The organism is Prevotella sp. E13-17 (genome assembly GCF_022024035.1).
Lineage (GTDB): Bacteria > Bacteroidota > Bacteroidia > Bacteroidales > Bacteroidaceae > Prevotella.
This window is the reverse complement of sequence record NZ_CP091787.1, coordinates 470,446-482,379: the sequence shown is the minus strand read 5'-3', so window position 1 is coordinate 482,379 and position 11,934 is coordinate 470,446. Positions and strand designations below refer to the sequence as shown.

At 48.8% G+C, this 11,934-nt stretch carries 5 protein-coding genes; 3 read left to right on the top strand and 2 right to left on the bottom strand.

The features are described 5' to 3' along the window. Positions 1-7: 7 nt before the first annotated feature. Both L6472_RS01580 and L6472_RS01575 read left to right on the top strand, forming a co-directional pair. The gene (locus L6472_RS01580; protein WP_237806586.1) at positions 8-1,900 is read left to right on the top strand and encodes a hypothetical protein; all 1,893 of its coding nucleotides are present in this window, start codon (positions 8-10) and stop codon (positions 1,898-1,900) included. Positions 1,901-1,981: 81 nt separating this feature from the next. Continuing rightward, positions 1,982-7,291, top strand: coding sequence for a family 43 glycosylhydrolase (locus L6472_RS01575; protein WP_237806584.1), 5,310 nt, complete (start codon positions 1,982-1,984; stop codon positions 7,289-7,291). Between the two features lie 120 nt (positions 7,292-7,411). Here the strand turns inward: L6472_RS01575 and L6472_RS01570 are convergent, their stop codons facing one another. Beyond that, positions 7,412-9,088 (bottom strand): formate--tetrahydrofolate ligase, encoded by a 1,677-nt coding sequence (locus tag L6472_RS01570; protein WP_237806582.1) that lies wholly within the window; start codon positions 9,086-9,088, stop codon positions 7,412-7,414. Between the two features lie 256 nt (positions 9,089-9,344). Further along, the gene (locus tag L6472_RS01565; protein ID WP_027448925.1) at positions 9,345-9,794 is read right to left on the bottom strand and encodes a GatB/YqeY domain-containing protein; all 450 of its coding nucleotides are present in this window, start codon (positions 9,792-9,794) and stop codon (positions 9,345-9,347) included. A gap of 287 nt (positions 9,795-10,081) precedes the next feature. On the opposite strand from L6472_RS01565, the gene L6472_RS01560 reads away from it, so the two are divergent. Then, positions 10,082-11,743, top strand: coding sequence for a TlpA disulfide reductase family protein (locus L6472_RS01560; protein WP_237806580.1), 1,662 nt, complete (start codon positions 10,082-10,084; stop codon positions 11,741-11,743). Positions 11,744-11,934: the final 191 nt, after the last annotated feature.

The window sequence follows — 11,934 nt, the reverse complement described above, 5'->3', positions numbered from 1 at the left end:
CTAAACAATGAAAAAGTTTATTTTAACAATGGCACTTGTACTTTTGGCAAGTGTCCAGACATGGTGTTACACATTTACCAACAACTACACCATCGAAACCAAGTTCAAAATCAATGCTATCGGCGCGGGAATTATCTTCTCAGCCTGCCAAGGGCAAGGTGGCAATCTCTACATGTGGCAGTACAACGTGGGAGAGAATGGCGACCGCTCACTCTTCCGGCCGCACCACTGGAATCCTGGAGCTCTGCTTGAAGAGAAAGGCACCGGCGATGTGACACTGAACACCACCGATTGGTTTATCACCAAGATTGAGATTACGAATGGCAGTCATGCCCGCACCTACCTACGTAAAGCAGCCGATGATGTTGACGTTCTTATTGATGAGCGCGATGGCGATTTCCGTTATGGCATGATTGGCACACGTCAGGATCATGATGGTAACACCAATGAATCAGCCTCGTTCGACTATTTCAAGATTACCGATGATGATTCTCAGAAGATTCTCTATCTCGAGGACTTTGATGAGACAGATGGTAACTGGACGAATAATCCTATATGGGAAGACGGCACACTTCGCACTGAGGGAGTTGATCTCTCTGAACGCCGCTATTTTCCTGACAACATGTTCAAACAGGGCATTGACATGCACTATGCTGTAGAAGCCGACTTAACCATCGAGAAGGGCTACGTCTCTATTATCTTCGGTCTCAATGAAAATGGCAGCAACTACATGTGGCAGATCTCGCCCAACTATTATAACGACGGCTCTGCCAACATCTACTATCATCTGGACCGTGGCAATGAGCAATGGAAAGCTCACGCCGCTGGTGCTCGATTCCCCGACTTCAATGCTGAGGATTTCTTGAATCCACATCACATCAAGATTGAGGTTGACGGCAACGTCGTATATACCTATATAGACGACAAGCTACAAGACACCTTCAAACAGAACGATATAACCGACCTTGAGTTGCTCAATCTTGGCGGCATCGGTTTCCGCGCTGATGGTTCCAACAACAAAGAGCACAAGAGTCTTATCGACAATGTCAAAGTGACCACCTACAACACCGAAGGCGAGCCTACCGTGGTTCTCTACGACAACTTCACCGGTGGTCAATCTCGTTATTTCAATCTTGACGTCAACGAACTGGCAAGCGTCGTCAATAATCAGTTGGTCATAGATGTCCCTGCCGGTTCCTATGCAGCTCGATTATTACAAGAAGAGACTCCACTGGCTGCTTTGCTCATCAGCGAAAATGAAGACAACACCAACTTGCCGGTGTTAATGGGTAGTGACATCACACTAAAGAAAACATTTGTTGCCAACCAATGGAACACGCTCTGTTTGCCCTTTGCACTTTCAGCTGAACAATTGACATCACTCTTCGGAGAAGATTCTCGTGTGGCTGCTCTCAGCAATATTGACGCAAGCACTTCTTCGTTCTTTTTCTCTTCTATCACCACTGGAACAGAAGCTGGAAAGCCCTATCTTGTATTCCCCACCAAAGACATCAATGACCCCATCGAACTGACTGGCATAGACCTTGTTTGCGAGGATGCCACATCTGAATCTAACGAAGGATTTGCATTCTGTGGTCTGCTGGCGCCCTTGTCAACTACTGCTGACGGGAAGACGTTCTACTTGTTGGGCGACAACTATAACCTGAAAAAGGCTACTGAGGAAGAAAACATGCCAGCCTTGGGAGCCTATTTCACTGTTCCCGAAGAGACGACTGATGCACTGTTGTTCATTGACAATATCTCTACCGACATTCGCACCGTCGGCCATCAAAAACTGCATGACAACATCCAAAGCTTCGACTTGCAGGGACGCCACGTGAACATGTCACAGACAAAGAAAGGCATCTATATTAAATCTGGAAAGAAATTTGTTAAGTAATAATGATGATTGATGAAAGGGGGCGGAACCATACGACTCCGTCCTCTTTCTCTATTTGACTATTAATTCGAACACGCAATAATGATTAGAAAAACGCTGAATGCTGCAAGATTAACCATCGCTGCGATGCTGTCAATGGTTCAACCTATGCAGACCACCGCCGACAACACGTCTGCAGCTGTCACCTTTGAGACCAAACTATTCCGTACGCCTCCCATGGACTACAGGCCCATACCATTGTGGTTCTGGAACAACACGACCATCAACGCCTCAACACTGGAAGAACAACTTGAGCAGATGGTCAACACCGATGGTTACGGTGGTTGTGCCATTCTGCCATTTGGCGCCAACTTTCGTCCATCGTATCTCTCTGCCGACTATTTCACGCTCTATGCCCGCGCCATCGAGAAAGCGCGTCAGTTAGGAGCCCACATGTCGATATACGACGAATATGGGTTCCCCTCTGGCAGTATGGGAGCCATCAATGGGTCTGGCGTCAAAACCTTTATGAACAACCATCCTGATTATACCGTCAAGCGGCTTGACAAGATTGAGTATCGCATCGATCGTGGTACTACGTTCAATCGTCTGCTGACTTACACCGGCAAGCTGATGTCTGTCGTTGCATGGAACTCAGAAACGAAGCAGATTATCAATCTGCGCTCGAATCTCAACGAGGACACGAAACGACTCACTTGGACAGCTCCAGACGAAACAGGATGGCACATCATGGTATGTCAGTGCATCACCGATGGCGATCCCAACGTTGATTACCTCTCTTCAGAGGCTGTCAAACTGTTTGTTCAAGACACGCACGAAGCCTACTTCAAGCAGTTTTCTAATGACTTTGGCAAGACCATCGTCTCAACATTCTTCGACGAGCCAACCATGTATCGTGCGCAAGGACGCATGTGGACAAGCGACTTCAACGAGCAATTTGAACGTCGTTACGGTTTTTCACCCGAAGAACTCTATCCTGCCCTATGGTATAACATCGGAGAACGCACACCATGGGTTCGCAACTTGTTTTTCGGTCTTCACTCTGCGCTCTACAGCGAAGGATTCATGAAGACCATCGGTGATTGGGCAAGCACTCATGGCATTCTGGCTACAGGACACCAAGATCAGGAAGAGATTGCCAACCCTACAAGTGTGGCTGGCGACCTGATGCTGGTTGGCAAATATCTCTCTATGCCTGGCATCGATAAGATCGGTGGCGGACGCCCTACTGAGAACTTCTATAAGGTGGTATCGTCTTCTGCCAACTGCTGGGACAAGACTTATGTCATGTCTGAGACCTATGGCGACATGGGTAACATACCTGTCGAGGAGCTCTATCACATTGCCATTGAGCAATATACCAAGGGCATCAACCATCTCATACCTCATGCCGTGTGGTATAACAATGGCGATGTCACGTTCCTGCCAGAACTGTCATGGCGCAACCCTCTCTATAAAGCAGAGTTACCTCATTTCAACAGTTTCCTGGCTCGTTTGAACTACCTGTTGGCTCGCCCTTCACGCCATGTAGCAGATGTTGCAATGGTATATCCTATTCAAACACTCTATGCAGGTCATTATCTTGACGGTCCAAAAGGATTCTACCAAGGGGGCGTCGATGTTGAAGGTACCGATTATCCTGAAATATCACGTCTTCTGACCGATGAACTGGGGTGCGATTTCACCTACCTTCATCCAGAAGTCATCGATGACCGTTGCGAGGTATCCAACGGACAACTGAACATGCTTAACACCATCAACACGGAACACTTCAAGGTCATTATTGTGCCAGGCATGTCAACCATTTCCTCGTCTAATCTTCAAAAAATTGAAGAAGCGTGGAAACAGGGGGTTGGTGTTATCTTCACCACTCAGTTGCCCAAGCATAGTGCCGACTCGAAAGTTTCTGATGCAACCATCGCAGAAACTGTCAATCGTATGTTGAATGGCGAAGGCCAGCATACGGCAGCCTTGTTTGTGCCGACGCCAACAGCCGAAACGATGAAGACGGCTCTCGACAGTCTGTTACCACAGCCCGACGTGCAGTTCACTAGTGGAAAGCATCCTTTCAATTATCTACATAAGCTGGTTGACGGACATCACGTTTACTACTTCGGAAATATCGACACCTCAAGTGCCGAATGCACCATTCGCCTTAAGGATGTGTCTCCATCGGCATCAATGACACTCCTTAACCCTCATAACGGTGCAGACCAACCTGCGCACCTAACGGCCAGCGGTGATGATGCCATGCTGACCATCACGCTTCGCCCCAACCAGAGCATTTTTCTTGTGGACGACGCCTTGCTGAACAAGAACGCGACAGGCGAAATAGCCATCGAACAACATTCATCATACACCATTGAGGCTCGTGTCAACATCCACCAGCTTAGTGCAGGCATCTGTTTTTCATCGACCGACGCACAGAATTTCTACATGTGGCAAGTCAACATTGCCGATCCTGCGCATCCACTGTTACGTCCACATCGCTGGACAGGCGGCAATCCCAGTCTCTTGGCAGAGATTCCCATTCCTTCAGAAGCGAACATCGGTGTAGAAAAGCCATTCAACATACGCATAGAAGTTGAAGACGAGAAATACGTCAGCACCTACATTAACGATATACTTATCGATGAACGGAACGGACAGTTCCAATACGCCAATATGGGATTCAGGCAATCACACGATGGCACTCTTGGAAAGACGGAGAAGGCTTCTTTCGATAATGTACGTATCACAAAGAAAGAGGCTGACAGCGACACGAAGCAAGTCATCTTAGACGAGGATTTCAGCGAAGCGAATCCCTTCACCTCAGGAACATTGTCGAATGGATGGCTTCGTATTGATGGTCAAATGACCTATGACGAACTGGTATGGTTAAAGACCACACCACAAATCGACCCAATCCCACAGACTGATGAGTGGGTCAACCCCATGGTACTGCCAGGACTTGACAACAGAAGTCTGGGCGACCCATACATCATGAAGTACAAAGGCTATTACTACCTCTATGTCAGCGCTGGCGACCGCAACATCTACTGCTGGCGTTCGAAAGACTTGGTAAACTGGTCTTCTTCCTATATTTGTTGTACCGACGAGACAACAGCTGTAGCTTATGCACCCGAGGTCATCTACTGGAACGGCAAGTTTTACATGTGCACTTCACCTCGAGGAGGCGGTCATTATATGCTCACCAGCGACAGCCCGCTTGGTCCGTTTGTTCATCAGACAGGCAACATGGGACGTGACATTGACGGTTCTATGTTTATCGACGACAATGGCAGTTGGTACTTCTATCACGCCAACAATGGTGGCATTCGCGGCTGCACCATGCCCACGCATCTCTCGTATGGCGAAGATGTAGATTTGGGATGTTGCATGACAGGACAATGGACAGAAGGACCGTGTGTGTTCAAGCGCAACGGACTCTACTACTTGCTTTATACCGGCAACCACGTGTGGACCAACGGCTACCGCATCGACTATGCCATCAGCAACAGCGGTCCTCTCTCTGGCTTCCATCCGCAGAGCGACCAGAATCCAATCCTGATAGACACAGAGACGCCTACCCACAAGGCTCTTGGACATGGAACGGCCTTCGTGGGACCCGACCTTGACACCTATTATTTCTGTTACCACAACTTGCAGGACAACAAGGCTCGACGTCTGCTCAACTTTGAGCGCATCGGGTGGTGTGGCGACAAGCTGATTATGACAGGCCCCACCAATTGGGAACAAGACAAGCCCGTTGTGGCTGCTAACGACTACTTCGAACGTCAGGAGCTGGGCAACGACTGGACTATTCTGAGTGGAAACCAGTGGCAGATCGTGAATAGTGACCACTTGGCTCAGACTGACACTAAGGGACAGCAATCTATCATCTTCGACAACGGCGCTTATGAACAATACACGGCAGAGTTCACCATTCGCTCTTCCACTGCGACGGGCTCTTTTGGCGCTATCTTCTCTTATCAGGATGCCCAGAATTATGGCGAGGTGCTCATCAATGCTGCCGAGAAGAAGATGGAGGTCATCTATTATGCGAACGGCTCTGCCCTACTCGACAAATATGTTGCCCTGCCTGCCGACTTCGATCCTGCATGCTGGCATGCCATCCGCATTGAGAAAAACGACAGATATACGAGAATCTATGTGGATGGTATGAAGAGATATCAAATCATCAAAAAGATAAATGGAGGAAAGATTGGCTATACCACGAACCAAGCTTCTGCCGCCTTCTCATACATTGCCATCAGCCCATACGTTGATGGCAGCGGCATCCGTGATGTCTGCCTGCCTGTGCCAGGCATCATTGCGGCTTCCATGTGCAAGGAAAAGAGTGAAGATGTCCTGGTGGAGCAGTACAGCATGACAGTGGGTACAGCCAACTATCTGCGTTGCACCGCAGGCAGTAAGATGACCTATCAGGTCAATATTCAGAACGACAACATCTATAACCTCGGTCTGCAATATCAGTCTTCAACGACTGCACATATCCGACTATTGCTCGATGGTGAGACCATTGCCGATAATATTGAGTTGCCTGCAACAAAATCAACAGTCACCACTCAGCCAATCTACGACCTTTCGCTGGCAGGTGGGCGTCACGCATTCACAGTAGAGGTAATCGACGGTGCTCCGTCTGTCTATGAGTACACCTTCAAGCGTGGCGTAGCTACTCCACATGCGATGAGTGACAATTTTGATAATGGCTTCAACGAAGAATGGGGCTATCGCGAGGGCAACTGGACCATCCAGAATGGACAGTTGGAGTCAACAGGTCGATATGGTAAGATGCTGATGGGCGGATTCGAGGATATCCACCTCACTGACTATACCGTAGAGTGCGACGTCATCTACACCAGCAACGACATGAATGGTGGCCTGCTATTCCGCACCACCAATGCCTCTACGGGCGGAGCTGATGACAATCCCGTGTTAGGCACAGACTTCCTGCAGGGCTACATCTTCATGGCAGGCGCCACCTCTGTGGCTCTGGGCAAGCACAACTATGGCTGGAAGACACTGGCAACAGCCAACAAGAACATTTCGCCATCCATCCCCCATCATATGAAAGTAGAGGTAGAAGGTGCCACCTTCCGTTGTTATATTGATGATATGGAGAACCCTATTATCACATATACCGACCCCAAGCCGTTCATCACCGGACGTGCAGGTTTCCGCACGCACAACACCGTCATGCGGTTCGACAATTTCCAGGTGACACCAAAAGAGTACGGGGCATCCGGGATTCGTTTTCCACAAGCATCCAGCCACCAGCACACCGACACCTCTGGGCACTGCTACAATCTCTTAGGACAGGTTGTAAATTCCTCTGCCAATCTGCATGGGATCTTTCTGAAGGGGCAAAAGAAAGTGCTTTTAAAATGAGTCACCGGCACAGAGAGACATACTAAGTTTTAGTTTGTAATAATGATTGTTAGAAAGGAAGAAGAGTCCACCTGAACAGGTCAACCTCTTCTTCCTTGTTTTTTATAATGTCGATGCAGACTACGACAATCCTTCTATCTCACCGTTCACAATGGTGATGCGTTCGGCCTGTGGACTCTTTGGCAGTCCAGGCATGCGCAGCATGTCACCGGCAATCGCCACAATCATCTCGCTACCACAGTTCAAGATGACATCACGTATGCGAATCGTGAATCCCTCGGGTGAACCATAACGTGTAGAGTCCGCCGAGAACGAATACTGCGTCTTAGCTATGCAGACAGGATAATGACAGATGTCCTTGTCGTCAGCAAAGATCGTTCTAATAGACTCCAGCTTCCTCATGCCAGTCTTGCTGAACTCCACGGCAGCAGCGCCATAAATGCGCTTACATACTTTTTCTATCTTGCCTTCTATCGAATCTGTCTCTGGATAGGTAAAGTTCACTGGCAGGGGCTTTATACGCTCAATCGTATCCACCACCTTCTGTGCCAGTTCCACAGCACCATCGCCACCTTTCAGGAAAGCCTCGTTGACAGCAAAGCCCACACCCAGATCCTCACAGTTCTTGCGAACAATAGCAATCTCCTCTTCGGTATCGGTATCGAAACGGTTCAATGTAACGACAACTGGCTGTCCAAAACTCTGCATGTTGTTGATATGACGGTTCAGGTTCTTCAGTCCCTCCTTCAGACCATCGGCATTTGGCTCCTTAATATGGTCGAGTGCCACACCGCCATGCATCTTCAAACCTTGGGTTGTGGCCACAACAACCACCAACTGAGGTTGAAGGCCAGCCTTTCTACACTTGATATTGAAAAATTTCTCAGCACCGAGATCTGCACCAAAGCCCGCCTCTGTCACCACATAGTCACTATAGGTCATTGCCATCTTCGTAGCCATCACGCTGGAACAGCCATGAGCTATATTGGCAAACGGTCCGCCATGAATAAAAGCTGGTGTCTGTTCGGTGGTCTGCACCAAGTTGGGCGAGAGGGCATCGCGCATCAGCACGGTGATAGCACCAGCCACGCCCATGTCGCGTACACGGAATGGCTTGCCGTCAGAGGTGATACCCAACAGGATGTTTTCTATACGTCGCTGCAGATCTTCCTCGCTGGTAGCTAGACAAAGAATGGCCATCAGTTCTGAGGCCGGTGTAATATCGAAGCCTGTTTCCGAAACGATGCCATCGCCATGAAGTCCCGTCACCACATTACGTAGGGCACGATCGTTCACATCGAGCACGCGCTTCCAGTAGATCTCACGCAGCGAGAAGCCCTCTTTCCGGTGCTGAAACAAGTAGTTGTCCAACAGAGCACTGATGGTGTTATGTGCCGAAGTCACCGCATGAAAGTCGCCTGTAAAGTGGAGATTGATTTTCTCCATGGGCAGCACCTGAGCATAGCCACCACCGGCTGCACCGCCTTTCATACCGAAACAGGGTCCAAGCGATGGCTCACGCAGTGCCACGGAAGCATTCTTACCAATCTTGTTCAAGCCCATAGCCAGACCGATGCTAACGGTTGTCTTACCGATACCAACCTTGGTGGGACTAATCGCTGTCACAAGAATCAGCTTACTCTTTTTCACCTTCTCTTCGTCAATAAGCGCAAAAGGCACCTTGGCCATATAGCGTCCATAAGGCTCAATTTGATTCTTATCGATGCCAAGCTTTTCAGCAATATCGCCAATCGGTTTCAACTCACATTCGCGAGCAATCTGTATGTCTGTTTTCATAGTCGTTTATGGGATATTCATGAATATCGGATGCAAAATTACAAAATCTCCTTGAAAATCAGTCATATTTAGCATTCATTAAGTAGCCGGCGTACAATTCCACACCTTGTTCCATACCGCCACATTAAAAAACAGCTAATAATTTGTACTTTTTACTTTTATGCATTATCTAAAGACAAGCCTCAATTCCCTTAAGCATCGGGAATTGAGGCTTGTTCTTTATTATATAGCCTATGATGAGACCCAGAGACAGAGGTTATGCCAAGAGCTTCTTCACAATCTCTGAGATGATGCGGCCATCGGCCTTTCCAGCCAACTGCTTGCTGGCTGTGCCCATTACCTTTCCCATCTCTTTCATGCTTGTGGCTCCCACCTCAGCAATAATCTTCTTCACCTCTACCTCTATCTCCTCTTGAGAAAGTTGTTTCGGCAGATAAGTCTCAAGTACCTCCACCTGTGCCAACTCTGCGTCAGCCAGATCCTGGCGTCCTGCCTGAGTATAGGTAGCAGCTGTTTCCTTGCCCTGCTTAGCCAGTTTTGAGATAATCTTCAGTGCATCAGCATCAGACAGTGTGTCGTTGGCACCTGGTGCCGTCTTTGCCTCCAGGAATACTTTCTTGATGTTGCGAAGCGTCTCCAGACGCACCTTGTCGCGAGCTTTCATCGCGGCCTTAATATCTTCACTAATTTGATCGAATAAATCCATAATACCGTTATTTAATGAATTGTTTTATACTGCAAAAGTAATTATTTTCCATTTGAACGAACCACTCTTCTATAAAGATTTAGTTTTATTTAGCGATTAAACCGCACGGCCTGAGGAGGTCAAAGGCGATTCATTGGTGAGTTCGACAAACTTATTCTTTCTGCAAATAATATATAAAAGGTAGGGCATTAGTATGCCACTTTTCAGTAATTTGTTGTACCTTTACATAAGGATTTCGCATTACAGCGTATATATAATAAAAGGTAAAGACAAATAAGAAACGAAAAATGAACAAGAAAGCCATCATCACCCTTCTGTTCGCCCTCGTTGCAATGGCAGGGCAAGGGCAAGTGAAATGCCACGTCGAAGGAGAATTGCGTGATACGACGCAGGGAAAAACTGTAGTATTCTGCCCTGTCGACGTGGACATCCGCGTGTCTGACAACTACATCACGGCGAAGGCAGACGCGCAGGGGCGATTCTCATGCGAAGTGGAGACTGACAAAATGAAGCTCTACAACGTGTTCCTGCACGAGCAATGGGAACGCGGCTCATGGCGAAACGAGAATTTCCTCGTAGAGAACAACGCTACAGTGACGCTATGTTTCGATGACAACACATGGAAGGTTGTCAGCGGTGGTCCCGAACAGATGCTGAAGGTCAAGATGGATGCCGAGGCGGAACGACTATATGTCTCGAAGTTGAACGAAATAAAGAAACAAGCCGAAAAAGAGATTCGCCCACGAGTGGAGGAATTGCAGAAGCAGGGCAAGAACCCCGAAGAGGACACGCTGTTGATGAAGCGCGACCGGGAATTCATGGCTGAATATGAGAAACTGTACAACGAATACCGGGCATGGGAATTCGACTATTACGCTGCCCACCCGATGCAGTACGCCCTCTACGACATAGCCGAGCGGATGCAATACAGAAACGACCGCTACAACGAGATGAAGGCAAGGCTGATGAACGTCTATCACACTGCCTACGAGAACTTCCACCCCGAGAACCCCATCCACAGCACCATCCTCACGCTCGAAGCGGCATGGCATCTTACACCCGGCAAGCCCTACATCGACTTCGAGGCTCTGACACCCAACGGCGAGCGCGTAAACGTGTCATCACTCTATCGTGACAAAGTCGCCGTCATCGACTTCTGGGCCTCGTGGTGCGGTCCCTGCCGACAGCACAGCAAAGACCTCATCCCACTCTATGAGAAGTACAAGGAGCAGGGGTTTACCGTCGTTGGCATCGCTCACGAGGATGAGGTGAGCCGCATGACTCGTGCCGCCGAAAAGGAGGGCTACCCATGGCAGAACCTCGTCGACCTGAAGGACGAGCTGAAAGTGTGGCAGAAGAACGGTCTCGGCTTCTCCGGCGGAGGCATGTACCTCATCGACCGCGATGGCACCATTCTTTCTACATCAACCGAAGTGGACGAACTAGAGCCCCTTATTAGAAAAGCACTCGGCTTGCCCGATGAAGCCCAGACGGGATGGAAAGTAGAGGCAGAGCAGAACCGCGTTGGGCCAAGTGACCCGTCGAGGCCCTTCACCGACTTTTCCGTAGTTTACAATGGCAAGACCACGCGCTTGAGCGACTACATAGGACGCGGCCAATATGTCCTTGTTGACTTCTGGGCTTCATGGTGCGCCCCCTGTCTGGAGGAAATCCCCCGAATCATCGCCGCCTACAACAAATACCGCAGCCGTGGCCTGCAAGTCGTCGGCGTAGCTGTCTCCGACAAGCCTGTCCACACCGAAGCTGCCATTAAGGAACATCTCATTCCATACCCGCAAATCATAAATGCGCAGGATATTGCAACGAAGGCATATGGCATTAACGGCATCCCTCACATCATCCTTTTCGCCCCCGACGGCACCATCCTTGCCCGAGGACTACGTGGTGAGGACATTGATAAGAAACTCGAAGAGATTTTCAACAAATAATATTCGTGTCCCCATTCATTGTAGGCCTATAGCTCTTTTATTACAAGCCTGCCTGTAGCAATTATTGGCAGGCTTGTTTTTGGAGTCTTACATGTGAAATCCACGGTTTCGACTTTGCTGTCGCTCTTCCTTCATGCCATGTGCAATGTAAGAAAGTTGTCCTTTTACTCGCTCACACTCATCAGACTTCA

Coding starts and splice junctions, on each gene's coding strand:
- L6472_RS01580 (WP_237806586.1), top strand. CDS start 8: ATGAAAAAGTTTATTTTAACAATGGCACTTGTACTTTTGGCAAGTGTC.
- L6472_RS01565 (WP_027448925.1), bottom strand. CDS start 9,794: ATGGATTTATTCGATCAAATTAGTGAAGATATTAAGGCCGCGATGAAA.
- L6472_RS01560 (WP_237806580.1), top strand. CDS start 10,082: ATGAACAAGAAAGCCATCATCACCCTTCTGTTCGCCCTCGTTGCAATG.
- L6472_RS01575 (WP_237806584.1), top strand. CDS start 1,982: ATGATTAGAAAAACGCTGAATGCTGCAAGATTAACCATCGCTGCGATG.
- L6472_RS01570 (WP_237806582.1), bottom strand. CDS start 9,088: ATGAAAACAGACATACAGATTGCTCGCGAATGTGAGTTGAAACCGATT.